Annotated in this window: 25 protein-coding genes and 6 pseudogenes; 13 read left to right on the top strand and 18 right to left on the bottom strand. The window is 42.1% G+C overall.

Annotated elements, in window-relative coordinates:
* Positions 1–106: 106 nt before the first annotated feature.
* The 4 genes and pseudogenes from gvpA to IM485_RS15070 all read right to left on the bottom strand — a co-directional run bounded on the left by gvpA (position 107) and on the right by IM485_RS15070 (position 3,057).
* Complete coding sequence (gene gvpA, locus IM485_RS15085) at positions 107–322, bottom strand: gas vesicle structural protein GvpA (RefSeq protein ID WP_002735503.1); 216 nt, start codon at positions 320–322, stop codon at positions 107–109.
* A 580-nt stretch (positions 323–902) separates the two neighbouring features.
* Positions 903–1,171 (bottom strand): annotated as a pseudogene (locus tag IM485_RS15080) (ISNCY family transposase); the annotation flags it as partial.
* Positions 1,172–1,459: 288 nt separating this feature from the next.
* A pseudogene (locus IM485_RS15075) lies at positions 1,460–2,170 on the bottom strand (IS1-like element transposase).
* A 617-nt stretch (positions 2,171–2,787) separates the two neighbouring features.
* On the bottom strand, positions 2,788–3,057 hold the full coding sequence (locus IM485_RS15070; RefSeq protein ID WP_002766899.1) for a hypothetical protein: 270 nt from the start codon (positions 3,055–3,057) through the stop codon (positions 2,788–2,790).
* A 463-nt stretch (positions 3,058–3,520) separates the two neighbouring features.
* Between IM485_RS15070 and IM485_RS15065 the strand changes: the two genes are divergently transcribed.
* Positions 3,521–4,858, top strand: coding sequence for a helix-hairpin-helix domain-containing protein (locus IM485_RS15065; RefSeq protein ID WP_287744090.1), 1,338 nt, complete (start codon positions 3,521–3,523; stop codon positions 4,856–4,858).
* Between the two features lie 114 nt (positions 4,859–4,972).
* The gene (locus tag IM485_RS15060) at positions 4,973–6,007 is read left to right on the top strand and encodes a M42 family metallopeptidase (RefSeq protein ID WP_287744087.1); all 1,035 of its coding nucleotides are present in this window, start codon (positions 4,973–4,975) and stop codon (positions 6,005–6,007) included.
* Here the strand turns inward: IM485_RS15060 and IM485_RS15055 are convergent.
* Positions 6,004–6,495 carry a hypothetical protein gene (locus tag IM485_RS15055; protein ID WP_104395501.1) on the bottom strand — a complete coding sequence of 164 codons (492 nt, stop codon included), beginning with the start codon at positions 6,493–6,495 and terminating at the stop codon, positions 6,004–6,006. The two genes, IM485_RS15060 and IM485_RS15055, sit on opposite strands and share 4 nt — an antisense overlap.
* A gap of 212 nt (positions 6,496–6,707) precedes the next feature.
* Here IM485_RS15055 and IM485_RS15050 point away from each other — a divergent pair, with 212 nt between their 5' ends.
* From IM485_RS15050 to IM485_RS22775, 5 genes are all read left to right on the top strand, one after another.
* Complete coding sequence (locus IM485_RS15050; protein ID WP_104395500.1) at positions 6,708–8,267, top strand: hypothetical protein; 1,560 nt, start codon at positions 6,708–6,710, stop codon at positions 8,265–8,267.
* Between the two features lie 53 nt (positions 8,268–8,320).
* Complete coding sequence (locus tag IM485_RS15045; RefSeq protein WP_104395499.1) at positions 8,321–8,500, top strand: hypothetical protein; 180 nt, start codon at positions 8,321–8,323, stop codon at positions 8,498–8,500.
* Between the two features lie 288 nt (positions 8,501–8,788).
* On the top strand, positions 8,789–9,001 hold the full coding sequence (locus tag IM485_RS15040) for a hypothetical protein (RefSeq protein WP_192575963.1): 213 nt from the start codon (positions 8,789–8,791) through the stop codon (positions 8,999–9,001).
* Positions 9,002–9,016: 15 nt separating this feature from the next.
* Complete coding sequence (locus tag IM485_RS15035; protein WP_104395497.1) at positions 9,017–9,211, top strand: hypothetical protein; 195 nt, start codon at positions 9,017–9,019, stop codon at positions 9,209–9,211.
* Positions 9,212–9,528: 317 nt separating this feature from the next.
* A complete protein-coding gene (locus tag IM485_RS22775) occupies positions 9,529–9,726 on the top strand; it encodes a transposase (RefSeq protein ID WP_353846019.1) in 198 nt (65 codons plus the stop codon).
* On the opposite strand, the pseudogene IM485_RS15030 reads toward IM485_RS22775, so the two are convergent.
* From IM485_RS15030 to gatA, 4 genes and pseudogenes are all read right to left on the bottom strand, one after another.
* Positions 9,688–10,020: pseudogene (locus tag IM485_RS15030) on the bottom strand (ARC6/PARC6 family protein); the annotation flags it as partial. The gene IM485_RS22775 and the pseudogene IM485_RS15030 sit on opposite strands and share 39 nt — an antisense overlap.
* Before the next feature lie 61 nt (positions 10,021–10,081).
* Positions 10,082–10,456: pseudogene (locus IM485_RS15025) on the bottom strand (Rpn family recombination-promoting nuclease/putative transposase); the annotation flags it as partial.
* Positions 10,457–10,588: 132 nt separating this feature from the next.
* Positions 10,589–11,614: a DUF559 domain-containing protein gene (locus IM485_RS15020; RefSeq protein WP_287744082.1), complete on the bottom strand. Its 1,026-nt coding sequence runs from the start codon at positions 11,612–11,614 to the stop codon at positions 10,589–10,591.
* A 193-nt stretch (positions 11,615–11,807) separates the two neighbouring features.
* Positions 11,808–13,259, bottom strand: a complete 1,452-nt coding sequence (gene gatA, locus IM485_RS15015) for an Asp-tRNA(Asn)/Glu-tRNA(Gln) amidotransferase subunit GatA (protein ID WP_104395494.1) — start codon at positions 13,257–13,259, stop codon at positions 11,808–11,810.
* A gap of 183 nt (positions 13,260–13,442) precedes the next feature.
* Here gatA and IM485_RS23035 point away from each other — a divergent pair.
* From IM485_RS23035 to hetL, 3 genes and pseudogenes are all read left to right on the top strand, one after another.
* Positions 13,443–13,544, top strand: a pseudogene (locus IM485_RS23035) (DUF6398 domain-containing protein); the annotation flags it as partial.
* Between the two features lie 106 nt (positions 13,545–13,650).
* A complete protein-coding gene (locus IM485_RS15010; RefSeq protein ID WP_002784230.1) occupies positions 13,651–14,013 on the top strand; it encodes an ArsR/SmtB family transcription factor in 363 nt (120 codons plus the stop codon).
* Between the two features lie 53 nt (positions 14,014–14,066).
* The gene (gene hetL / locus IM485_RS15005) at positions 14,067–14,729 is read left to right on the top strand and encodes a heterocyst differentiation pentapeptide repeat protein HetL (RefSeq protein WP_104395493.1); all 663 of its coding nucleotides are present in this window, start codon (positions 14,067–14,069) and stop codon (positions 14,727–14,729) included.
* A 293-nt stretch (positions 14,730–15,022) separates the two neighbouring features.
* Here hetL and IM485_RS15000 read toward each other — a convergent pair whose 3' ends face one another.
* The 7 genes from IM485_RS15000 to IM485_RS14970 form a co-directional block, all read right to left on the bottom strand.
* Complete coding sequence (locus IM485_RS15000; RefSeq protein WP_002739211.1) at positions 15,023–15,160, bottom strand: photosystem II reaction center protein K; 138 nt, start codon at positions 15,158–15,160, stop codon at positions 15,023–15,025.
* Positions 15,161–15,210: 50 nt separating this feature from the next.
* On the bottom strand, positions 15,211–16,335 hold the full coding sequence (tgt, locus tag IM485_RS14995; RefSeq protein WP_287744080.1) for a tRNA guanosine(34) transglycosylase Tgt: 1,125 nt from the start codon (positions 16,333–16,335) through the stop codon (positions 15,211–15,213).
* A gap of 80 nt (positions 16,336–16,415) precedes the next feature.
* Positions 16,416–16,877 (bottom strand): hypothetical protein, encoded by a 462-nt coding sequence (locus tag IM485_RS14990; RefSeq protein ID WP_104395644.1) that lies wholly within the window; start codon positions 16,875–16,877, stop codon positions 16,416–16,418.
* A gap of 214 nt (positions 16,878–17,091) precedes the next feature.
* Positions 17,092–17,730, bottom strand: coding sequence for an ATP-dependent Clp endopeptidase proteolytic subunit ClpP (gene clpP, locus IM485_RS14985; RefSeq protein ID WP_271932248.1), 639 nt, complete (start codon positions 17,728–17,730; stop codon positions 17,092–17,094).
* Between the two features lie 145 nt (positions 17,731–17,875).
* Positions 17,876–18,430, bottom strand: a complete 555-nt coding sequence (gene gmk, locus IM485_RS14980) for a guanylate kinase (RefSeq protein ID WP_104395490.1) — start codon at positions 18,428–18,430, stop codon at positions 17,876–17,878.
* Between the two features lie 12 nt (positions 18,431–18,442).
* A complete protein-coding gene (gene remA / locus IM485_RS14975) occupies positions 18,443–18,712 on the bottom strand; it encodes an extracellular matrix/biofilm regulator RemA (RefSeq protein WP_002737924.1) in 270 nt (89 codons plus the stop codon).
* Between the two features lie 169 nt (positions 18,713–18,881).
* Entirely contained in the window at positions 18,882–19,022 is a 141-nt protein-coding gene (locus tag IM485_RS14970) for a hypothetical protein (protein ID WP_287744078.1), read from the bottom strand.
* A 170-nt stretch (positions 19,023–19,192) separates the two neighbouring features.
* Between IM485_RS14970 and IM485_RS14965 the strand changes: the two genes are divergently transcribed.
* Both IM485_RS14965 and psbV read left to right on the top strand, forming a co-directional pair.
* Positions 19,193–19,399: a hypothetical protein gene (locus IM485_RS14965; RefSeq protein WP_002735525.1), complete on the top strand. Its 207-nt coding sequence runs from the start codon at positions 19,193–19,195 to the stop codon at positions 19,397–19,399.
* Between the two features lie 128 nt (positions 19,400–19,527).
* Positions 19,528–20,013, top strand: coding sequence for a photosystem II cytochrome c-550 (gene psbV, locus IM485_RS14960; protein ID WP_002785283.1), 486 nt, complete (start codon positions 19,528–19,530; stop codon positions 20,011–20,013).
* A 52-nt stretch (positions 20,014–20,065) separates the two neighbouring features.
* On the opposite strand, the pseudogene IM485_RS14955 reads toward psbV, so the two are convergent.
* Positions 20,066–20,861 (bottom strand): annotated as a pseudogene (locus IM485_RS14955) (DUF3226 domain-containing protein).
* Positions 20,854–21,984, bottom strand: coding sequence for an AAA family ATPase (locus IM485_RS14950; protein ID WP_002754646.1), 1,131 nt, complete (start codon positions 21,982–21,984; stop codon positions 20,854–20,856). The pseudogene IM485_RS14955 and the gene IM485_RS14950 overlap by 8 nt, the downstream one beginning before the upstream one ends.
* Positions 21,985–22,164: 180 nt before the next feature.
* Here IM485_RS14950 and IM485_RS14945 point away from each other — a divergent pair, with 180 nt between their 5' ends.
* Entirely contained in the window at positions 22,165–23,670 is a 1,506-nt protein-coding gene (locus IM485_RS14945) for a UbiD family decarboxylase (RefSeq protein WP_104395487.1), read from the top strand.
* Positions 23,671–24,169: the final 499 nt, after the last annotated feature.

Genomic DNA, 24,169 nt, shown 5'->3' with positions numbered 1-24,169 from the left:
CCCAAGAGAGAGGTAACTAAACTCAATAGGGATCAAAGAAAAGCTAAGAATCTGGAAACCCCAGTAGGGTTTTCACTGAGCAGATGGGAGAATCTGGAATCAGTCCTTAAGCAGGAACCGCTGCAGATTGAGTCAGACCAACAGCTTCAGCATATTTGAGGTAGGTTTCAACCGAAGCGATAACTACACGAGCTTCAATCGCTAATAATTCGATTCCCACCAGAGATACACGAGCCCAGGCATCAATAACGATACCTTTGTCAAGAATACGGTCAATAACTTCAGCCAAGCTAGAGGAAGAGTTAGTTTTTTCAACTGCCATGGTAGGTATACCTTTTTGTTGTTTTCATAGAGTTTGTACAGTGCTGAGGTCATGGAGGATTCAGAAACTTATTTGGGGTTTCTGCCTTCATCACTTCCGCACTTTTAAAGATAACACCCTGTATTTGTCGTTGTCAATACCTAAGTTAGATGTTTTTTGTTAAGAAGTATGTAGGGATTTCTCATTTTTTTCGTTAAGAAGTGTGTAATCATTTCTCAGATAAGTCCGATACATTAGACCTATTGCATAATTTTTTTATGGTACGATGGACGGTTTTGCTTTTTTCTCGGTTTTTAGATTGAAGTTGACAAGAGAATAAAATGTGATCTGAGGTCAGGAAATCATCTATACAGGGCAAGCTCATCTAAATTTGGTACGATTTTTACTTGACAAAAATTTCTGGTGATGGTTCTCTAGTAGTGACGGGTTCTTAATGCTTTGACTTGCTGCGCATTGTAGTTATGGATAAAATACCAAGCAGCACCAAGCTGATTCTCCATTTTTTTAGAGAAAGATAGATTCTCTCTCACCAACAGAGAAATACTTGGTCGAAAGGTATTATTAAGTCTTTACAATGGGATTAGTTTGACCAGTTTCTTTTCCTAGCACTCGATCACGTTTACTCAGAATTACTGTCTTATATAACTTCCAAAAATCAGTGTAAGTAACAGGACATTATCGGTCAGCACCGGGTAAAATGGCCCCAAAGTTTTTTGGCTGACTGGCGACTCCTATATCCTCAATAGCCGCCAATAATTTCCCTTGTCTTTCTATCAATTGCCAGCCAAATGTAAACCTTTATCGTCTTAAAAAAACCAATGACTACATTTCATCACACTCTAGGACTAATGGCTCTTCAAAATATTCCTAAAAGTCTTGTCCAGTAAGCATTTCACCTTACATAAGCAAAAACTATCACACAAAGTCAAGAAGAGCAGGACTAATTTACCTTTTGATTTTTCCTGGTGGTGATTTGGTAGTTGTGATGGAGCCTTAATGCTTGGCTTTGCTGTGCATTGTAGTCATGGATAAAATACCAAAAGGCTCCCCAAAGTGATTCTCCATTTTTTTTATAGAACCTCTCTCACCAACCGAGAAATCCTTGGTCGAAAGGTCTTATCAAGTCTTGCAAGGGGATTAGTTTGACCAGTTTCTTGGCTGTACCTCTCGATGACGTTTACTCGGAACTATTGTCTTATATGACTCCCAAAAATGAGTGTAAGTAACAGCACATTGTCGTTAAACACTGGGTAAACTTGGCAAAAGTCTTTTAGCTGATTGCCTGGTCTTATACCCTATAATAGCCACCAATAAGTTCCCTTGCCTTTCTATCAATTGCCAGCCAAATATAGACTTTTATTGTCTTAGAAAAAACCAAAGGACACATCTGATGACATTCTGTGAGCAATTTACCTTTTGGTTTGTCCGAAACCTTGAGTTGACGGGGAACAGCCGCCAGTCTATTGTTGACCCTTCGGCTTCGCTCAGGGTCAACGTCGAGCGAAGTCGAGACGTTGACATAATTTTGTAACCATGACCAAGTTTACCCCTCTTACTCTCGCAATTCCTCGTCAAGAAATTCGTTCGAGCAAGAGTTGATCGATTAATTGTCTTGGTATCGGGAGAGATAGTTTTATTAGTGGGATTGATCACAAACGGTTGACCACATTCTTGACAGTGACGTTTGGGGTTCCCCTTAGGAATATAACGGTTCTTAATAGTATGGTGAGAACCACAACTAGGACAAGTAAATACAGGCAAACCAGTGGGGGGATTTTGTTCCGTGCTAGGCCGATATTTGAGTAGACCCTCCACGAGCCATAAAGAGATACTTATCAGAAAAGTCATGATCAAGCTAGAGGTTAAAGGATTGATTTGAGCCAATTATTTTTATTGATAAACTGACGGTTCGCTCATTTTCCACATATGGTGTTTTTGGATTAAGCCACCCACTGCCTGTACTGGCATAAGTTGAACTAATTCGACTTCGGGTAGGTTTTATCAGTTGTCAAAACACCATCTATAGTGATTTGCGAGCCGAGAGTAATAAGTATATTACACAGTTCATACCGAATAAGCAATATGGTAAGGTAAACACATCTTAACAACCCTTGACAAAATGAACTTCATGTGAGTTGCCTACCCAGAGGGCGATCCAGGCGTACTCGAGTATAATTTCTCATCTCAACTGTTAAACAAAAATCGACTAAATGTTAAGATTTCGTAACTATTTTGATTGACTGGTATCACTTGAAATGCCCACACGGATCACAAAGTTAGCCGATTGTCAATAGCTTTTGAGATGCGATACCCCCCCTTGCATACCCGACTTTGGGTGGGGCAAGGGGGGGGTGGGGGTGGTAGAATGCCTGCCAGGACTATTGAAAATTGGTATTAGCTATTTTTTCGGGGACTCTAGCCACTATTTTCAGAGATTGCTGTAATGCGGATTGGTTGACGTTGGTTTAGGTGGATTGACTGGCCAGAAATTGTCTTTGATAGTCTAAAAACTGGCCATGCCATTCCGCAAAACGCCGCTCCCCATCTTTGACCAAAAGTTGGCGGTAGGCTTCCGAGGAAATCCAGGGCTTTGTTGGGCGTTGTTGGGCCGAACGAGCTTGGTATTCAGCCGTTGATTGACGGCATTGGTTGTGATAATTTTGGTGCCATTCCTGATAGCGCCGTTCTCCATCCCGCACGAGGGCTTGGCGATAGGCTTCTGAAGATAGACTCATGGTGTTACTCCTTTTCAAATCCCTTGATGGCTTGGCCAGAATCATAACACAATCCGCGCACTACCGAGCGCTGACCTCTCGTCAAGTTACGATCTAGGCCCTTGCCTTCAGTGGCAAGGTTTCTTGGCTATCTTAACTGCTGGATTTTGTCTAGGTTTGCATAGTGGCTCTACAGACTGACACCGCAAGCTCTGCGGGCAAAATATTTTTACTGGCAGTACCACTCTAGAACATATCGTGTCAATGCGCTAGTATTTAAATTAAAGCCAACCTAAAACGGCGGGGTTTCAGACCAAAATTTTCGATGATGTTGTTTAATTTGATCGTAACCTATTGTAGGTAGAATATACACTTTAGTTATTAATATGGTAATTTTTTTGTCTTGGGGAGCCTAGTTGAGCCAAGAAATGCCATATTTCCATTAGCACCGTTACAAAAATATCTGGAGAGTTGAGTTACTAATATGGTTAAAATTGTCGGTCGTCAATCCTTGGGAAGAAAACCCGTTTACGATATTGGTGTAGAGAAAGATCATAATTTTTTGCTGGGCAACGGGTTAATTGCCTCCAATTGTTTTAATAAATCTCACTCTACCGCTTATGCTTACGTCACCTATCAAACTGCTTATTTAAAAGCTAATTATCCTGTGGAATATATGACAGCGTTACTAACTGCTAGTAGCGATAATCAGGATAAGGTGGAAAAGTACCGAGAAAACTGTCAGAAAATGAATATCGATGTCGAACCTCCCGACATCAATCGATCGCAAAAACATTTTACCCCGATTGGACGCAAAATTCTCTTTGGTTTGTCCGCAGTTAGAAATCTGGGCGAAAATGCGATCGAGGCTATTTTAAAAGCGCGGGAAGCAACGGGAGGAAAGTTTACTTCCTTAGGGGATTTTTGCGAGCGTGTTGATTTGCGAGTGATCAACAAAAGAGCTTTAGAAACGCTAATTTATTCTGGTGCTTTTGATAAAATTCAACCCAATCGCCATCAATTAATTGAAGATTTAGAATTAGTAGTTGCTTGGGCGCAAAAACGCACCAAAGAGAAAGAAAGTGGTCAAATGAATATTTTTGATATGCTAGGGGGTAGCACAGAAAATAAACAAGAATCAGAGTTTGAACAGTCTCCCAGTGCAACCGCAGTGGAAGATTTTTCCCTACAAGAAAAGTTAAAACTGGAAAAAGAACATTTGGGTTTTTATGTTTCCGAACATCCTTTAAAAGCTTTACAAAGAGCTGCTCAAGTCCTATCTCCCATCAATTTAGCTGACTTAGAAGAACACAAAACCAGAAAAAAAGTCAGTGCAATTGTCCTATTAAATGCCGTCAAGAAAATTATGACCAAAAAAGGTACTCCCATGGCCTTTTTAACCCTAGAAGATGCTTCGGGACAATCGGAAGCGGTGATTTTTTCCGATACCTACGAACGTCTGCAAAAGTTATTAGTGGAGGAAGCAACTTTAATGGTATGGGGAAAAGTGGATCGCCGCGATGATCGGGTACAATTAATTATCGAAGATGCGGAGCCGATCGAAGCCATTAAAATGGTGATGGTTAATTTATCACTGCAAGATGTTGTCAACCAAAATCGTCAAAATCTTCTTAAAAGTATTCTGCAATCGGGAGACAAACAAAAGGCAAAAGTTCCCGTTATTGCCACCATCGGTGCGGGAACTCAGCGTCAATTTGTGCGTTTAGGACAAAACTATTGGGTAGAGGATGATAATTCAGTGGTAGAGTCCCTGAAAGTTGCCGGTTTTCTGGCTAATTCTGCACCTTTGATTAATCATTAAATGCTAACTGGCAATCACCCAAGAGCTATGGCTGCACCAATATTGTTCCTGTAAAACCTTTTCGATTTCCAGTTTGGATAATAATTCTCTCTCGACCCACAAATCAAGACAAATATGGATTTTGATCACCTCTTTGATACTATTGCCACTCTTGTCCTCCATCATTCTCCTAGTGGAATGGAAACGGAAATCGATCGCTTTTTACTAGAACGCTTTCAAGAGTTAGGATTAGAAACATGGCAAGATCAAGCGGGAAATGTCATCGGCAAGATTAAAGGACAAGATTCGACCAAAAAAATTGCTATTACCGGTCATAAAGACGAAATTGGCGCTATTGTCAAGGCAATTAATCCCGACGGTACTCTGCAAATTCGCCGACTTGGGGGAGCTTTTCCTTGGATTTATGGAGAGGGGGTGGTAGATATTATCGGTGATCGAGAAACCAGAGCGGGGATTCTCTCCTTTGGTTCCCGTCATATTTCCCATCAATCCCCGCAAAAAGTGCAGCAGGAAAACACTCCTGTAACCTGGGAATCCGCATGGATAGAGACGAAATTGACTCCAGAAGAATTAGACGCTTGCGGGGTGCGCGCCGGTAGTCGAGTCGTGGTGGGAAAACACCGAAAACAACCCTTGCGACTAAAAGACTACATTGCCAGTTATACCCTTGATAATAAAGCTTCCGTGGCGATTCTTTTGGCATTAGCGGCCAGAATAATTAACCCTGCGGTGGATATATATCTGGTTGCCTCAGCTAAGGAGGAGGTAGGAGCCTTAGGAGCCTTATTTTTCACCGCAAATAACCGCTTAGATGCTTTAATTGCCCTAGAAATCTGTCCCCTCGCTCCTGAATATCCGATTAAGGATGGCAGCAGTCCTGTGTTATTGTCTCAGGATGGTTACGGTATCTATGATGAGCAATTAAATCAAGAATTAAGAATAGCGGCTGAAAAGGCGGGAATCCCCCTACAATTAGCCATTATTAGTGGTTTTGGTAGCGATGCCTCCATTGCTATGAAATTCGGTCATATAGCTAAGGCCGCTTGCTTAGGTTTTCCCACCCAAAACACCCACGGTTATGAAATCGCCCATCTAGGAGCCATAGCTAACTGCATTAGCATATTAGAAGCTTATTGTCAACTAATTTAACCATTTTTAGCAAAAAACCAGAGCATCAATAGAACAACAGCGATCGCCAGTCCGCTAAAAACAGTATTTTTATGCTGCTCTAACTGCATGGGTGCGGGGGGTTCTTCTTTTTCCTGTTTATTTGTCCCCTTTTTAAATTGCGGTGCGCTATCGGGAAGTTTCTCTAAATCGGGGATCTTCGTCATCCATTCATCTGGGCGTTTGAGACGGGGAGCTTCGATAATATAAAGTAAACGCTTGGCCTGTTCGCGAATTTGATAGATAGGATGGGTAATAAGTTGCTTACAGATTTCACTAGCTTTCTCCCCCTCTCCCAACCCCTGATGGGCAGAAATTAACCAAATTTGTATTTCACCCCCTGCTCGGGATCCTAAGGAAATTAAGGCTAAAGCCGCATTTAATTGCTGGATACTAAGACGATATTGTCCACGCTCAAAGGCACTGATGCCAGCTTGATAAAGGTCTTGAAAAGAAGGATTTTCGGCCACGGAGTCAAGATCGAGATAAATAAAATTTTACACAAGTATAGCAAAAGCTAAGAAGCAAAAGGAAACTCTCGGCCATCAGCCTTGAATCAGTGATCAGCTTTTCAGTTATCGGTAAACTGATGACTGAAAAGCTCCCCACTTCCCCATTGACAATGAGAATCTCGGCAAAAATCCGGTACACTTTCTCCTAAACCTGCTCAAAGCTGCACAATATGAAAGAGAGGAACTATCTCTTACTAAATATACTAGCGATCTCTACCATAATAATTAGTCTAGTTTTAGGGATTGTATTGGACAAAAAAGCCGCCTTGTTGGGAATTTTCGCAGTTCCTGCCATGGTCGCTTCTTTTATCCATCCCCGTCTGGGATTATTAGCCCTAATCATCTATCTTCCCCTGAGTAGTACCGTCACTTTTGCCGTGGCGAGAGTTTTTCAGGTAAAGGGCAACTTTATTGGTGAAGAGCCATCCTATGCTCTCTACAAAATCGCCAAGGATGCCTTTTATTTCCCAGCTTTAGCGGCAATTTTACTTAAAACCAAAACTTTTAAGCAATTAAGCCCGCAAATCAAGCCTTTTCTCCTCGCGGCTTTAATTTTACTTGCCATCAGCTTGATAACTTTTCTTTTTGTCAATCTGCCCCAAGGAGCAATTGCTGTGGGAATTGTAGGATTAAAAACCCTCCTCGGTTATATTCCCCTGGTTCTCTGTGGCTACTATCTAATCAAGGAAAAACGGGATTTATTCGTGGTTAATCGGCTTTTAATCGTGATGATCCTAGTCTGTTGCGTTTTAGTTCTAATTCAATACTTCTTACTCGTCCAAGGCATCTGTCCCGATAGTGAATTCCTCAATCAACTAGAAGTTACTGCCCCGAAATCCGACACCCAATTTTATCCAGATATTAGCGAAAAAGCCAGCTTGAAAGCTCAATGTTTTGTCGGCGGTTCGGTGTTGTATAATCCCGATCGAGGCTTAATTCGTCTCCCCGGCACATTTTCCGATCCTTGGCAATGGGGTTGGTTTTTAGTATCTAGTAGCGTCATCAGTTACGCAGCCAGCTTTAGTGATCCGCAAAAAAGATGGCGCCTCGCTGGTTGGGGAGCAATGGTTTTAGTCTTGCTTGCGACTCTGGTTTCTGGACAAAGATTACCTTTATTGCTAGTACCTTTGTTTTACTTGGTTCTTTTTATTGCTACCAGCAAAAATAAGCAAAAGTTACCATTAAGATTGGGAATCTTGGGGTTGCTTTCCCTGCTCGCGGTGACGTTAATTCCCTTTATTCGGGAAAGAGGGCTAAATTTTATCGGTCGCTGGTTATATTCGTCTCCCATTGACTTTGTAGTCGATCAAATGCAGTGGGTCTTCAAATATGCACAGCTTTTTGGTCTTGGTTTAGGCACAGCCAGCAGTGGCGCTCGTCATATAGTGGGAGAAGAGGGAATAAGACTAATTGAAACCTACTACGCTAAACTGATCTACGAAATCGGTATCGTCGGTTTTATCGCTTTTATGGCACTGGTGACAATTCTCTGTATCCTCACCTTTAAAGCCTATTTAAAAGTAAAAAATCCTGCTTTAAAGCATTGGGGTCTCTGTATCTGGATTTTTATACTTTTTATTAGCTATAATCCCTACTATTATCCTCTCTCCGTCGATCCAGTTTCTGTTTACTATTGGTTATTCGCTGGAATATTGCTAAAACTGCCAGAAATCAGCGATAAATTGGAAGATGAGGAGAGATTTCCCCAAAAAAATGAAGTGGAGAATTAAGAGGATTTTTATCGATAATTACATTATCTCTCGACTGATAGGAGTTAACCGCAATGACAGCAGAAACCGTTAACTATTCCCTCGAATCTGTCCTTAAGGAAATTAAAGATAGTATTCAAAGGGTTGATCGAAAGCTAGACACCTTACAGAAAGATGTTGATCAAAAGCTAGATAATCTCGAAAAAGGTTTCGATCAAAAGCTAGAAACCTTACACAAATTGGTGGTGGGTTAATAATTGGCTCTGGGCGAACGCAGTTCGCCCCCACAGAATTATAAAAAGTAGCTGATTATCCAAGAGGAAGGAAGTAAAAAATGGTAAAATAAGGCGGAGAAGTCAGAGGTGGGTCAGTGAAAAAGCGCTCTAAGCAACGACCGATAAAACAGGGGAATCCCAGATTTGCGGCGACCACATCAATGCCCAAGCCCAGAAATCCCACAAGTAATAGAAGAACTTAAAAAATACCTACAGCCAAGATTATTTACGCCGCTAAAATATATGCGAGGAAATCATGAAAAAATCATGAGAGATAGATTATTAACCTTACCCGTGGTGGTCACCTTATTGGTAAGCTTAGTCTATCGCCAGATAGCGGAATTAAGTGAAGCTGTAAGAGTCTTAAAAGAGGAAGGATTACTCTGGGTAGAACCTCTAAAAGTAAGTAAGCAAGCTGTATCCAAAAGATTGATGAGCTTACCTAAGGAAATCTTTGTATTGCTGCCGAGAAATATTTGAGAAAAAAGAAAAGAAATGTCAGGTAAAATTAGCATAGCTGAGAAATGGCAAAAGGTGAGAGAAAAATTCAGTGTTATTTGGATAGCCGATGGCTCAACCCTAAAGCAGCTGAGGAAAAGGCTGAAAGCTTCCGAGAAGGAATCTGGGAAATTGGCTGGAATAATAATGATGATTGTTGAGGCATTTACGCAAGTACCTGTGACAGTATGATATCAGAAAAATGAGAGATGTAACGATAAAGTATGGGCAGAACAATTAATAAATGAGCTACCTACATCAGGCTTGCTAGTTGTTGACCTAGGCTTTTTTAGTTTTCCTTGGTTTGACCAATTTACTAAGGAAGGAAAATATTTTCTTACCCGCATGAGGGGAAAACATCTTACCAAATAAAGCAAGTTTTGTCGACAGGAAAACTTTACTGAGATGAGATTATTACCCTCGGTCAGTATCGCTCTAATCCTTGCCATTCGACCGTCAGATTAGTCTCAGTTCTTTGGGGAAATACTTGGTATGATTATTTGACAAACGTGCTTGATTCTGAACAACTATCCGCTGAGGAAGTTTGTGATTTGTATAGAAGAAGATGGCAGATAGAAGAAGCTTTTCTCTTAACTAAGCGACTCTCAGGACTGGCGTATTTATGGGTTGGACACACTAACGGCGTACAAATCCAAATTCTCACTACCTTAATTTTCTATATTTTCAAGATTATAGCGAACCAATAAGGTACTTAAACCACTATTTTTTTGATCAATTTTACCCTGACTGTTATAGAGTGTTCTTTCTTCAGTAACCACCACATCCACTGTAGCTTGATCGCCAGAGCTTGTAAAATTATTAACTGAATCTATTCTCTGAACTCCATAGATATAATAAGCGCCATTATTAGCTAACCATTCGGAAGAACTTTCTTGACCATCAGAGCTTTTTATTTTGTCATTATAAGCTTTACCTGTAAGCAACTCTTCTCCTAAATAGGTTTGATAGGAGGGACCGAAAATATCTCTTTTTGCCTTTATTTAATTGATAGCGATCGAGATTGGGAAACCATTATTAAAATGCGATCGCTTTGAACCTTTCCTATTCCCCTTGAGTTGCTTGTCTAACCTGTTCGATCTCTAATTCTAAAGCTTGTGCTATCTGTTCAAAGTTTAATCCTAATGCCAATAAACGAGGAATAGAGGCTAATTTTGCCGCTAATTCGCCTTCTTGTCGGCCTTCCTCTCTACCTTCCTCTCTACCTTCCTGATACACTTTAGTTTGTTTTAAATCACTTAAACTAAACATCGCTTCTATCTCCTTTCTACTGACTTGGGGGAACTTATAAACCAAGATTGTCTCTATCAATTCTAAAAGTTCTTGCTGTTGTTTGAGATTAGGGAATTCTTCTCTAATGCGTGGAATTAATTGTTTTCCCTGCTCGATCGCTCTTGCGGTTGGTGCTATAATTAATTGTCAAACCCTAATCAACAAAGTTTTACTTCAATATATGGAAGGCAATTAAACTCAGCACCAAGCATGACCCTTCCGTAATCCTACTTTAGGCTATAATTATAAGAACCATCAAATGCACCCTATTCTTATTCTTCAAAAATCAAGGTTTATATCATAAAAATCAAAAAGTTTTTGGAAAAAATCTACTACTATAGACTCATAGGTTTCTTGCATAATTTCATAAGCTCCAAATCGATAAACTTCATAACCTAGCAATTTTAACTTTCTATCTTCAGCTACCATTTCTGCATAAAGCTGAGGCTTCGCATATTCTCCCTCAGCATAATGTTGTTTACCATCGATCTCGATAACAATTCTTTTTGATTTTGGCAATAATAATAAAAAATCCATACGTTGTCTTATCAATCTTCTCCCATTGTTATATCTTTTGAGTTCTTTGATAGTATAGGGATCATAATGTAAATAAACTTGTGGCAGTAGAGCGGGCGAATTTTCACCCCAACGACGACATAATTGCTCGTTGTTATAGTAAGTGTCAAAAAATCTAGATTCTACTCCATTATTTTGCAAGGATTCTTTAAGTCGTTTGTAAAGAGGAGCTGCCGCTTCTGAATTTGACCAGCTAATAATTTTTTTATACTCTTTCCACCAATCAATTAACTCTATCCATAATAATCCATGACTTTGAATCGGCTTATCATAGATCAAACAGGATTCTTTATACTTCGTAATTTCAATATCATTGCTAAGTGAATCTGAAAAAATAATTTCTGGTTTAAAAGAATTAGAGGCAAAAATAATATTTTTGATATTTTGATGTCCTAGTTTTTTGGTTAAATGAATTGTGTAGCCATTAATATCAACTTCCAAACCACTTTTTTTACAAATTTCTCTTAAAGTTTGCTTATGCTCTTCCTTAATATTATAACTTTTGTATAAAAGTATTGATTCAATTACTTTCAGAAATTTCTGAATATCGTTTTGATTTTCCCAATCAATCTTTGAGTAGTATCCATCTACTTGATCTCGGCGCGTAGATGCACCAGGCTCGTATTTATCAAATCCCGCCTCCGTAAACCAACTATCTATTTGATTAATATAATATCCTGAGCAAAATTGTCGAAACTCACTCTTTAATAAATCTAGAGATATATTCATAGAGACACATCAACTTTCGGAGAAATCACCGATACATACAATACCAAATTCTAGCAATTCAGCATTAGGATCAAAATCAACAGATTGGTGGGTTATGGCGAATACCTTATTAGTTGCTTAACTGTCTCATTTGTCATCGCCTAACCCACCCTACTATTTGGCTACCGGCAAAAGATAGCCATCGGCAATTGTATCAATTTGTAAAAGATGGTTGACGTTTGTGCCAATCGGTGGCCTGTTCGTAGGCGTGGGCGACGTGAAATAATTGATCTTCGCGCAGCACATTACCGACTAATTGTAAACCGATCGGCAAACCTTGCCCATCAAAACCGCAGGGAAGACTTAACCCAGGTAAACCGGCTAAATTGACGGGAATTGTCATTAAATCCGATAAATACATACTCAGAGGGTCCGCGGTTTTTTCCCCAGCTTTAAAAGCTGTGGTCGGTGAAGTGGGAGAAACTAACACATCTACCGATTGAAAAGCTCGATCGAAATCCTCTTTGATCAAAGTCCTGACTTTTTGTGCTTTCAGGTAATAAGCATCATAATAACCCGCCGAGAGGGTATAGGTTCCCAACATAATTCGGCGCTTAACCTCCGCACCAAAACCCTGAGCGCGAGTCTTGGTGTACATATCAATCAAACTATCGGCATCTTCCCGAATACCGTATTTAACCCCATCGTAACGGGCTAAATTCGCTGATGCCTCCGAGGGGGCGATAATGTAGTAGGTGGGCAATCCGTAACGGAAACGGGGACAGGAAATCTCTTTAATTGTGGCACCAAGGGCCTTTAACTGCTCTAAAGCTTGATTAACTGCCTCAGCAACCACCTGATCCAAACCTTCCCCGAAAGTTTCCTTAATTACGCCAATTTTTAACCCTTTTAAACTGGTTTTCAGGAATTGGCTATAGTCAGGAATCGGCAGATTGAGACTGGTAGAATCTTGGGGATCGTAACCTGCGATCGCTTGTAATAAAATCGCCGCATCTTCTACGGTACGACCAAAGGGACCGATCTGATCAAGAGAAGAAGCGTAAGCCACCAAACCAAAGCGAGAAACCAAGCCATAGGTCGGTTTTAGCCCAACAACGCCACAAAACGAAGCCGGTTGACGAATTGAGCCACCGGTATCCGATCCTAAGGCCACCACGCATTCTTGAGCGGCCACAGCCGCAGCCGAACCCCCCGAAGATCCCCCCGGCACCCGGGATAAGTCCCAAGGATTAGCAGTAACGTGATAACCAGAGTTTTCCGTGGAACTACCCATGGCAAACTCGTCTAAATTGGTTTTACCGACGATAACTGCCCCTAAATCCCGTAATTTTTGGGTAACGGTGGACTCGTAGGGGGGGACAAAATTCTCTAAAATCCGGGAAGCGCAGGTGGTGGGGATACCCTTGGTGCAGAGATTATCTTTTAGTGCGATGGGAATGCCTGCCAACGGATGCAGAGATTCACCTCTAGCTATTTTCTCGTCCACTTTTTGGGCTTGTGCGAGGGCTAAATCCGGGGTTAAATGGAGAAAGCTTTTTACTTGTGGTTCGATCGCTTCGATGCGAGCGAGAAATTCTGTGGCGATTTCGACGGCTGTTTTTTCTTTATTAACGAGTTGTTGATGCAGTTGACGAATCGAAGTCATGTTCAGTTACCGGTTACAACCACCGTCAGGAGCAAGCAACAACCCCGGACAGCAAAGACTATTTTAGCGTCAGTTTGGCTGTCGGTCAGCTAATCCCCTAAAATTAAAGGAAAGCCTCGCAGGAAAACTAGAGTTATGACTTTTACCGACAATTAGATAATTTAGACTACACACCTTGATCGAGTTGGCTATCTCTATCAAGGTTATGCCCTTAGTACCATGACTAAGGCAGATGTGCAAATCTTAATGGAGAAGATTTTACCGCTCTCGATCGCTCGTGCCGACTAGACTCTAGTGACCTCTCCAGTTAAACTATAGTAGTCAATAGTTATAAAGTTTTAAACGATCACCTATTGTCAGCCTTTTTAACCGGTCACTTTATTGCCTGCCTATGTTAGACAGTTTCTCCCCCCAAACCTCTAGCCTCGTCCTCGCTTCGGTGGCGGACTATTTCAAAGTCCTGTCGGAAGTCAGTCGCCTACAGATTCTCAGTTGCTTGCAATTAGGCGCGATGAATGGTAAAGAAATCGCTGAAGCTACCGGACTAGGCCAGGCCAATCTCTCCAAACACCTGAAAGCTTTAACCCAAGCGGGAATTATCTCGCGGCAACCCCAAGGAGTCAGCGTTTACTATCAAATTACCGACCCCGTGATCTATGATCTCTGTCAGGTGGTTTGCGATCGCATTAGTCAGCAAATGCGTCAACGGGCCCGAGAATTCGAGAGTCTGCCGGCTTTCCATCTCCCTAAATAAAAATCACTAAACCCTTGACATTTTGCGTCAATTATGATACGGAAAAAATTTCCATGCTCCTAGAAGAACTTTGTCAACGGTATCGGGAGGGAGAAAGAGATTTTCAGGGGATTAACTTGCGGGAAGGCGACTTAACTAATATGGTCTTCCCAGGAGTCAATTTTTGCCGTGCTGATCTGCGACAGGCGCGGTTAGGAAAAATACGCCTTGCGCGATCGCTGCTGAGAGAAGCGGATTTAAGTGAGGCGATTCTCTGGGGAGCAGATTTAAGTCAAGTGGACTTTTATCGAGCTTGTTTACGCGATGCGGACTTAAGCGGGGCTAATCTGATCGAAGCCAATTTAGAAGCCGCTTATTTAACCAAAGCCGTCTTAAACGGTGTTAATCTCAACAGTGCTAATCTTCAGCAGGCCCTATTAATTGATACGGATTTTCGCTCCACTTCCGACCAACGCACGGACTTAGGCAAAACGAACTTTTGCGGAGCCGATCTCAACTATGCCAATCTGAGCGGTTCCCTGTTATATCGAGCTAATTTCGCCCATTGCCGACTTTGCCGGGTTAATTTTCGTGCCAGTCCCGAAAGAGACGGATTTATTACCGATCTCACCGGGGCCAGTTTCCGGGGTGCGGATCTCAGTTATGCCGATTTGCGCGGGGCAATTTTAGAAGATGTGGACTTAACCGGTGCTGATTTAACCGGGACTTTGTTTTAATCTGGGAAGCTTTTTCAGTAAACAGTGATCAGTAAACAGTAATCAGTAAACAGTAATCAGTGAAAAGATGTCATTTCACTTAAAACTCAAATCTGATCACAAGGGACGAATCTCAGACCTAATTGGTTAAGCTAAAAGCTTTGATGTGCTTAGTTTCTAACCTTCTTTTTAGGTAGGAGAATTGTCAGATTCTGTCTTTTGCCTCTTGCCTGTTGCCTCTTGCCTTCAGAAGCTGATAACTGCTCACTGCTCACTGCTCACTGCTCACTGATAACTGATAATTGAAAGTCGATTTATTTAAAACCGACGGATGCTTGCCAAACAAAGGCCAGCAAGAGGAAAAATAGGGGAATCAGGGGCAAGACATCGACTAAGGGGTCGAAAATTTGGTATGCTTCTGGCAATTTGGCGAACAAAAGTGCAGTTTCCATCTCTCTATCTACCTTGACAAGAAAATTTTCAAACGTTTCCTGAAATTTTATCACGTTGGGGTAACATCTACGGCATCCTCAAGCCAAGGGGCAAAATCTTGGGCAAAAGTCCCCCCGAGGATAGATTGACGAATTTCACGGGTAAATCTGATTAATTCGGCGATATTGTGCAGAGATAAGAGAATATAACCCAACATCTCCCCCGATTTAATTAAATGATTTAGATAGGCACGGCTAAAGTGTTGACAGGTGTAACAGGGACAAGTCTCGTCTAAAGGGGAGAAATCCTCCTTAAAACGGGCATTTTTTAGGTTCCAACGCTCTCCCCGCACTAAAGCCGTGCCATGGCGACCAAAACGGGTGGGAATGACGCAATCAAACAGATCTATGCCACTAGCGATCGCCTTGGCCATTTCTCGATAGGTTCCCACTCCCATCAGGTAACGGGGTTTATTTTCGGGGAGTAAAGGGGCAGTTATCTGGACAATGCGATGAATTAGGCTCGTTTCTTCCCCCACACTCACGCCACCGATGGCATAACCGGGTAAATCGAGTTTTACTAAAGATTGCGCCGCCGTTGTCCGTAAATCCTCATAAATCCCCCCTTGGACTATAGCGAATAAAGCCTGTTCTTGGGGTCGTTGATGGGCCCCCAGACAGCGCTCTAACCAGCGATAGGTGCGTTCTATGGATGCTTTCATGGTCTCATGACTGACTCCCGTGGGGGGACATTCATCGAAGGCCATAATCACATCAGCACCGAGGGCATTTTGAATCTGAATCGATTTTTCTGGCGTGATTTCGATTATTCTACCGTCCCGAGGCGATCGAAAGGTGACTCCCGACTCTTTAATTTGCCGCAGTTGACTGAGGCTAAATACCTGAAATCCACCCGAATCTGTTAATATTGGCTGATTCCACGCCATAAACTCGTGTAAACCTCCCGCTCTCTCGATAATACTTTCTCCGGGCTGCAGATGCAGGTGATAGGTATTAGCGAGAATCATTTGCGCCCCCGTGCTGGCGATTTGAGCGGGGGTCAAACCTTTCACCGTGGCCAAAGTTCCCACGGGCATAAAACGGGGTGTTTCTACCGGTCCGTGGGGAGTATGCCAAACCCCAACCCGCGCACCAGTTTGGGGACACTGGGCGATTAATTCAAAGGAAAATCCCACTGTTTCAGTTATCAGTTATCAGTTATCAGTTATCAGTTATCAGTAACCAGTTATCAGTTATCAGTATTTTTGCTTGCTGCCTAAAAGGGGCAATCGTTGTCGTCTTCGTCTTCAAACTGCACATCCCACTTAGCAGAAAGTACCTGAGTAACCATAGCTTCGAGGGTATCAGCATTGAGACGGGCTTTCATATCGGGGTCTTGCAGTGGATTACTCAGGGGAATCAGCCGTAATTGCCGATTGTCTTGAATCAGATCAAAATAGGTCTCACCCTCAGGAGAGCGGGTTAAACGGAGATAATCGAAGCTATAGGTATTCAGATAAAGACTGTAGTTAGCAACTAGGGTGCTTTGCTGATAATCGGCGAAAACTTCCACTATCCATCCCTCCCCTTCACTCTGAATCACCCCTTCGAGACTATGGATATAGCGAACTCGTCCGATATCATCGAGGAGACGACGCATATCTTCTTTAGCGATGACCACGCCAGAGTCAATAATACAGGGGGCGGGCAGGGGCTGTGAGGGCGGATGATAGTTCATAGGGATTGCCAGTAAAAAAATTTCCGTTAATAACCCACCGGGTGTTTCTACCGATTCCTGTTGCAATTTTTTTCGGGTTACGTCTCGATCTTAACCCAATCCGCTAGAACTTTTCACTGTTACTTAGGATTAATAACGATGATCGATGATTAATTTCTGTTTACTAAATATTTACAAAAATCTGGGTAGACAGGGCCTACCCGATCATGATTATTTACTGGGGAGGGTTGGAAGCGGAAGGACTGCGATCGATGACTTGATCGATTAAACCATAGTCTAGGGCTTCTTCGGCGGACATAAAGAAATCCCTTTCCGTATCCTCGGCGATGAGGTCGAGAGGTTTACCCGTATGACTAGCTAGGTGTTCATTGAGTAATTGTTTGAGATAGAGAATTTCTTTGGCCTGAATTTCGATATCGGTGGCCTGACCTTGGGCGCCGCCGAGGGGTTGGTGAATCATGATCCGCGAGTTGGGTAGGCTCATTCTTTTGCCCGGTTTGCCGGCACTGAGGAGAAAAGCCCCCATACTGGCGGCTAAACCAATACAAATGGTGCTGACATCGGGACGGATTTGATTCATGGTGTCAAAAATCCCTAATCCGGCCGAAACGGAACCCCCAGGGGAGTTGATATACAGGTAAATATCTTTTTCGGGGTCTTCTGCTTCTAGAAAGAGTAATTGGGCGACGATTAGGTTAGCTAGGTCGCTGGTTACTTCTTGTCCCAAAAAGACGATTCTTTCCCGGAGTAGTCGGGAGTAGATATCGAAGGCGCGTTCGCCCCGGCCTGTGGTTTCAATAACGGTAGGAATCATTGCGCTTTCTTGTCTTGCTGCTGCGGTTAGTTTTTTGATTGTAACTTGGGGAGTGGGGGATAGGGATTAGGAGATAGGGGAAGTATTTTCAGTGAACAGTAATCAGTAATCAGTAATCAGTAAACTGAAAACTCACATCTGATAACTAATAACTGATTCAAGGCTGCCTCCTGCCCTTTGACGGCTAAGGGCTAAAAATAATCTTCTCGATGGCATCTAGGGCGGTTTCTAGGTCATCGTTGACGATTTGATAGGGGAATTCCTCGCTGGCGGCCAATTCTTCCCGGGCGCGCTCTAGGCGACGGGCGATCGCTGTTTCGGCATCTTTGCCCCGGTCGCGCAAACGACGTTCTAATTCCTCGAAACTGGGGGGTAGGATAAAGATTCTCCTCGCTTCGGGGAAGCTTTTACAGACCTGTCTGGCTCCCTCTAATTCGATTTCTAGAATTACGGTCTGGCCTGTTGCTAATTGAGCGGCGATCGCTGATTGGGGTGTTCCATAGTAGTTGCCCGCGTATTCGGCCGATTCTAGAAATTCTCCAGCTGCCATTTTCTCCTCAAAACTGGGACGGTCGAGAAAGTAGTAATCTTCCCCCTCAATTTCACCCGGTCGAGGTGGGCGCGTAGTAGCGGATACGGACAGGTAGAGGTTAGGGAAACGAGTTAGTAAATGCCGGACTAGCGTACCCTTGCCCACACCGCTAGGGCCGGTAATGACAATTAATTGACCGGGTTGCATGGGGTTAATAACTTAGTTGCTACTATTAACAGGCGCTTCCTTGTTGACCACGAAACGGTGAGCCACGGTTTCTGGTTGAATGGCCGACAGCACCACATGACTAGAATCGGTGATGATCACCGCACGAGTCCGTCTTCCATAGGTAGCATCGATTAAACAGCCTTTATCCCGAGCATCACTGATGATGCGTTTGATAGGAGCCGATTCTGGGCTAACGATGGCGATAACCCGATTAGCGGAAACAATATTACCGAAGCCGATGTTGATCAGTTGTATATCCATAAGTTAACAAAGGTGTAGTCCTTTGTACAAAAGAGTGTGGAGGTATGATTACAATGTTATCGAGAAAGATTTAGCCTTACAAGGCTAAAAATAACATTCTTAATCACATTTTAGTATTTTTTCAGGTTTTTTGCGATTTTAATTAAATTTGTTTACACGAGTCTCTATCTTAGGGAGTAAATAGTCCAAAAGTCGGGAAAATTAGGGAATTTTGAGGGTTTGGGGTGATGGGGAAGTGGGGTGTAGGGTGTAGGGTGTGGGGTGTGGGGTGTAGGGTGATGGGAGCTTTTTTCAGTGTTGCCAAAGGCACGGCGTAGCCGTCCAGTAAACAGTTATCAGTAATCAGTGAACTGAAAACTCACAACTGATCACTGATAACTGATCACTGATAACTGATCACTGTCAAGAATGTCCCCGGCAATGGCATGATAATTATGGTAACTAATAAGTATTCTCTATCCTTGGTGGGTGCGTCAGACTATGGGTTTTGCTGATCTATCGATCGCTGATATTGCGGCAGAGTACGATCTGGCCGATGAATCTGTGTTGTCACTTTGCGACCAATTAGGCATCTCCTATAAAGATCGGCAGACTAATCTCGCCCTAGAAGATGCTAAAGCAATTATCTCACTGATTTTATCCCAACGCTCAGGAGTAACCGCCTCGAAAACGGAAACGTCCCCTTGACTTTATTCCCCACTGCGATCTTCTCGGTGTCCGTGATCACTTAGAATCGCTCGACACCCTCCCAGAGGAGAAAATTTTTTAGTCACCTTAAAATTCCCTTTCTTGGAACAATTGCGAGTAGGAGAACAATGATCAAACGTTTGATTGTGGCAGCGATCGCTGTAGTCTTTTTTGTATTACAATTCAATCTTAACGGCGCTAGTGCCTTAGAACTCAATGAAAAAACCCTCACCATCACCCTCAATGATGCGGGGGAATCGGTGACTTTGACTTCTGAACAAGCGACGGAAGGACAGAAACTTTTTGTCGCCAATTGTACTAAGTGTCACCTGCAAGGTAAAACCAAAACTAATAATAACGTCAGTTTGGGTCTGGGTGATCTGGCCAAAGCGGAACCTCCCAGAGATAATCTGTTAGCATTGATTGATTATCTAGAACATCCCACCAGTTACGATGGTGAAGATGATCTGAGCGAATTTCATCCCAATGTTAGCCGTCCCGATATCTTCCCAGAATTACGCAATCTGACCGAAGATGATGTGTATAACGTCGCCGCTTATATGTTGGTTGCTCCCCGTCTAGACGAGCGTTGGGGTGGTACAATTTACTTCTAAATTGCCCTCCATATATCCCTCGATCCCTCTAGATTTCTAGGGGGATTTTTGATTAGATAGCAAATAGTTGTAAAAATTCTTTGAGTTCATTTAATACTTCATGCTCAAAGTTCCAAATATGACGTTTGTTTTTCATAACATAATCAAATCCATTCATACTGCATTTCCTGCCAGCTTGTTTTTTGTCTTCTGTGGAACAGGTATCAAATCGTAAATATAGCGGTTCTCGCATCTGTGCGGCACACTTAAACCTTTGCTGACTAAGCTGTTCAGGATCAGGAATGTACCTCTTGTGAATCAGAAACGCTATAGTTACTAATCCAAAACTTATCAAAATCTTTGTCTTTAATCGATTTTTCTTGCTTGTTTAAACAATTTCTCCAGTCTTCTAAACAATCCGCATAGGTGGAATCTTGACTTTTAATCTTCTTGAGAACTGTTTCTAGTTCTCCTTGTCCTTCCACATTGGTAAAATAACAAGCAAATTCTGTGATTTGATCTTCTATTGTTGTCAATCTATAAAGCTGACTGGTTTTCCTAATATCTTCCGCTTCTGGATACACCTTTTTCAGACAATCATTAAGCCAATTTAGTCGCTCTGTCTTAGTATCAGAATCTTGATCGATAATAATACCAACTTTAGGGATAGCTTTTTTACCAAGAGTCGCCTTAATTTCATCGAAAGTGCTGGTTAATTTAGCTTTATCTAAACCCTGTAAACATTTATAGTCATCTTCCTCAAAGCAAATCGGTTTATCTAACTGAATTTTGTTAATATTTAAGTATTTTACTAGGGCTTCGATAAAAATTTTATCATTCTTGCTCTCGACGATTAATAAGTTACTCACCTCTCACCTCATTGCCATGTTTTAAGGCGTACTCTAAAGTGCTTAATTGTCTTTTAATACCAATAATTTTATCAGTTCTGGGACTCCTTGCTAGTTCAAAATAGGCCCCCTGTTCTGGATAATATTCTAACCCCACATCGGCAAAAGCTTGGATCATCTCTAAACTATGGGTTGTGGCAAAAATTTGGCTATCTAGTTCGATAGCTAATCGGAATAAAGTTTTCCAAAACTCTCTTTGATTAGTGTAATGTATACCGTTTTCAATTTCATCAATTAATAAAATAGAACTTTCCTTTAATTTCATTATTATCTGAACTAAGCGATTGATAGCATCTCCAAATAGTGATATTGGTAACCGATTTTCTCCTTTTCTAGTCAGATATAAACTAGGTGAACCAAGATAAAAACTCTCAACATTTTCAATACATGGATCGAGAATGCGAATAGAATTTAGCACTTCATTTTTTTTGCCTTGAAAAACAATAAGTTCATAATCTTCGACTAGATCGGCATTAATTTCTCCCATTGATGTTGTGATTATTGGCATATTCTTGGCACTTTCTGAGCTATAGTCGGATGGTTTTATGTATTGTCCATTCAAGCTAATATTTAAATAATTTTTGGGTGTGGCAATTATAATAAATTCCTCACTCTTTTCTGAGAATTTATCGATTATATTAAATCGCAAAGTAGGTATTATACCTTTTGGAAAATACGATTCTCCTTCTATAAAATCCCGTAACAAATCTAATCCACCAAATAACCCAAATATTTTGGTGCTTCTTGATAACTCTTCTGAAATGTTTTCAGAGAATATAATTCTATTTTCCGTTTCTTGTTTATTCTCGTTTTGGGTTTTAATCAACATTTCTTGCGGCTGATTTTGCCTAAAAAATAAATTTTCAAAAGTCTGTTTTGGTAATGCCTGATGAATTTTTGTTGGTTCTCTTCTCAAGTATCTTAAAAATAAAATATTTTCAGGCTTGTCAGCAACAATTAAAGCCTCTAACAGGGCAGTTTTCCCTGAATTGTTTTTACCACCAATTAAATTAACTCGCTCAAAGCCTTCAATTTTGGTATGCTCAAAACATCTAAAATTACTAATTTCAATATCCTTAATCATGTTGACCTCTGGGCTGAATAAGCATAAATTTAGGGGTAGGAATGACCCTGGCAAGATGGGGATTTTTTTACTTAATTCTAGACGAGAATCGCCTCCAACTCTCAAAAAGGTGACTATCCCCCACCGAAACTGCCGCCCTAAGAGATAATAGAGACAGGGATTTATTTACATTTCTTCATCATGGCTAGAGACTTACGAGGATTTATTAAGCTTTTAGAAGATCGTGGGCAATTACGCCGCATTAGTGCATCGGTCTCTGCCGATTTAGAAATTGCCGAGATCGCTAATCGGATGCTACAGGTAGGGGGACCAGCCCTACTGTTTGAAAACGTGCAAGAGGCCGAGTTTCCCGTCGCTATTAACCTCATGGGAACGGTAGAACGTATCTGTTGGGCGATGAACCTGAATAAACCCGAAGAATTGGAAGATTTAGGCAAAAAACTTGCCCTGTTGCAACAACCGAAACCGCCGAAAAAACTCTCCCAAGCGATCGATTTTGGTAAAGTGTTGTTTGATGTCCTGAAAGCCAAACCCAACCGTAACTTTTTTCCTGCCTGTCAACAGGTGATTTTAGAAGGGAATGAAGTAGATTTAAAGAAAATTCCGATGATTCGCCCCTATCGGGGGGATGCAGGCCCGATTATCACCCTAGGGCTAGTAATTACCAAAGATTGCGAAACGGGAACCCCTAACGTCGGTGTCTATCGCCTACAGCTACAGTCTCACAATACCATGACCGTCCACTGGTTATCCGTGCGCGGTGGGGCGCGTCACCTGCGAAAAGCGGCACAGATGGGCAAAAAATTAGAAATAGCCATCGCTTTAGGGGTTGATCCTCTGATTATTATGGCCGCCGCCACTCCTATCCCCGTAGATCTCTCAGAATGGCTGTTTGCGGGATTGTACGGCGGTTCTGGGGTACAGTTAGCCAAGTGTAAAACCCTCGATTTAGAAGTGCCGGCCGACTCAGAAATCGTCCTCGAAGGAACAATTACCCCCGGAGAGGTATTGCCAGATGGACCCTTTGGTGATCACATGGGTTACTATGGCGGTGTGGAAGATTCACCCCTGATTCATTTCCACTGCATGACCCATCGTCGCGACCCTATTTATTTAACCACTTTTAGCGGTCGTCCTCCCAAGGAAGAGGCGATGATGGCCATCGCTCTTAATCGTATTTATACGCCGATTTTACGGCAACAGGTGTCGGAAATCAGGGATTTTTTCCTACCGATGGAAGCTTTAAGCTATAAAGCGGCGATTATCTCCATTGATAAAGCCTATCCCGGACAAGCGCGACGAGCGGCCTTAGCATTTTGGAGTGCCTTACCCCAGTTCACCTATACTAAATTTGTCATCGTCGTCGATAAGGAAATTAATATTCGCGACCCCCGGCAAGTGGTTTGGGCAATTAGTTCTAAAGTGGATCCGGTCCGTGATGTTTTTATTCTCCCAGAAACCCCCTTTGATAGCCTCGATTTTGCCAGCGAAAAGGTCGGTTTGGGGGGGAGAATGGGAATTGATGCCACGACAAAAATGTATCCTGAAACTGACCACGAGTGGGGGGAACCTTTGGAGTCGGATCCGTCCATGGCGGTCAAGGTTTCCCAACGCTGGTCAGAATACGGTTTAATCGATATTAATTTACAAGAAGTAGATGCCAATAAGTTTGGCTACGAAATGTAGATTTAACCGACTAAGCTGTGAGCGCGGTCTCTTCACAGATTTTAGGCAGTTTAACCCTTATTGCTGCCGTTTTTGAATCCTCAAAAATTAACTATGCAAGAGGTTTAATTAGGGTTTGCTGAAAAAGTAGGGGCGAAGCATTCGGATAGAAGCTCTAAGGTTTCACCGATAGGTTATTGCCCTAATGCTTCGCCCCTACAGGAAGCGGGCCGATGAAGACACAAGGTGTTGAACCACGATTCTCTCAAAATCTTGCGCCTGTGGGAGCGAAACAGAACCATAAAACCCTTACCTCGTCTATATTTCACATTTATTCAGCAAACCCTAATTAATTGAGTAATTATATCAGTAGTCTGCCAAGTAATAGTTACTAATTCTGTACGCAAATATTGCATCTAGAATTAGCTTTGTACGCTTTGACCCGTACTGGGTTAACTACGAACCTCTCTATCGGATTCCCGCTAAAGGCGGCCTCTCCGACTACCTTTCTTCCAATATT

Origin of the sequence: Microcystis sp. M169S2 (assembly GCF_020245865.1) — a bacterium.
In the GTDB taxonomy this organism is placed as follows: domain Bacteria; phylum Cyanobacteriota; class Cyanobacteriia; order Cyanobacteriales; family Microcystaceae; genus Microcystis; species Microcystis ichthyoblabe_A.
Note: the sequence above shows the minus strand (reverse complement) of the source record. Positions and strands in the feature narration are given on the sequence as shown.

Bases quoted from the DNA above. Each gene is read 5' to 3' on its own strand.
- IM485_RS14965 (WP_002735525.1), top strand. From the start codon at position 19,193: ATGGGTTTTGCTGATCTATCGATCGCTGATATTGCGGCAGAGTACGAT.
- psbV (WP_002785283.1), top strand. From the start codon at position 19,528: ATGATCAAACGTTTGATTGTGGCAGCGATCGCTGTAGTCTTTTTTGTA.
- IM485_RS15010 (WP_002784230.1), top strand. From the start codon at position 13,651: ATGTTAGACAGTTTCTCCCCCCAAACCTCTAGCCTCGTCCTCGCTTCG.
- IM485_RS15050 (WP_104395500.1), top strand. From the start codon at position 6,708: ATGAAAGAGAGGAACTATCTCTTACTAAATATACTAGCGATCTCTACC.
- IM485_RS15035 (WP_104395497.1), top strand. From the start codon at position 9,017: ATGTCAGGTAAAATTAGCATAGCTGAGAAATGGCAAAAGGTGAGAGAA.
- remA (WP_002737924.1), bottom strand. From the start codon at position 18,712: ATGGATATACAACTGATCAACATCGGCTTCGGTAATATTGTTTCCGCT.
- IM485_RS15020 (WP_287744082.1), bottom strand. From the start codon at position 11,614: ATGAATATATCTCTAGATTTATTAAAGAGTGAGTTTCGACAATTTTGC.
- IM485_RS15000 (WP_002739211.1), bottom strand. From the start codon at position 15,160: ATGGAAACTGCACTTTTGTTCGCCAAATTGCCAGAAGCATACCAAATT.
- IM485_RS14990 (WP_104395644.1), bottom strand. From the start codon at position 16,877: ATGAACTATCATCCGCCCTCACAGCCCCTGCCCGCCCCCTGTATTATT.
- IM485_RS15065 (WP_287744090.1), top strand. From the start codon at position 3,521: ATGGTTAAAATTGTCGGTCGTCAATCCTTGGGAAGAAAACCCGTTTAC.
- gvpA (WP_002735503.1), bottom strand. From the start codon at position 322: ATGGCAGTTGAAAAAACTAACTCTTCCTCTAGCTTGGCTGAAGTTATT.
- IM485_RS15070 (WP_002766899.1), bottom strand. From the start codon at position 3,057: ATGAGTCTATCTTCAGAAGCCTATCGCCAAGCCCTCGTGCGGGATGGA.
- IM485_RS14950 (WP_002754646.1), bottom strand. From the start codon at position 21,984: ATGATTAAGGATATTGAAATTAGTAATTTTAGATGTTTTGAGCATACC.
- IM485_RS15045 (WP_104395499.1), top strand. From the start codon at position 8,321: ATGACAGCAGAAACCGTTAACTATTCCCTCGAATCTGTCCTTAAGGAA.
- IM485_RS15040 (WP_192575963.1), top strand. From the start codon at position 8,789: ATGAGAGATAGATTATTAACCTTACCCGTGGTGGTCACCTTATTGGTA.
- hetL (WP_104395493.1), top strand. From the start codon at position 14,067: ATGCTCCTAGAAGAACTTTGTCAACGGTATCGGGAGGGAGAAAGAGAT.
- gmk (WP_104395490.1), bottom strand. From the start codon at position 18,430: ATGCAACCCGGTCAATTAATTGTCATTACCGGCCCTAGCGGTGTGGGC.
- IM485_RS14945 (WP_104395487.1), top strand. From the start codon at position 22,165: ATGGCTAGAGACTTACGAGGATTTATTAAGCTTTTAGAAGATCGTGGG.
- gatA (WP_104395494.1), bottom strand. From the start codon at position 13,259: ATGACTTCGATTCGTCAACTGCATCAACAACTCGTTAATAAAGAAAAA.
- IM485_RS15060 (WP_287744087.1), top strand. From the start codon at position 4,973: ATGGATTTTGATCACCTCTTTGATACTATTGCCACTCTTGTCCTCCAT.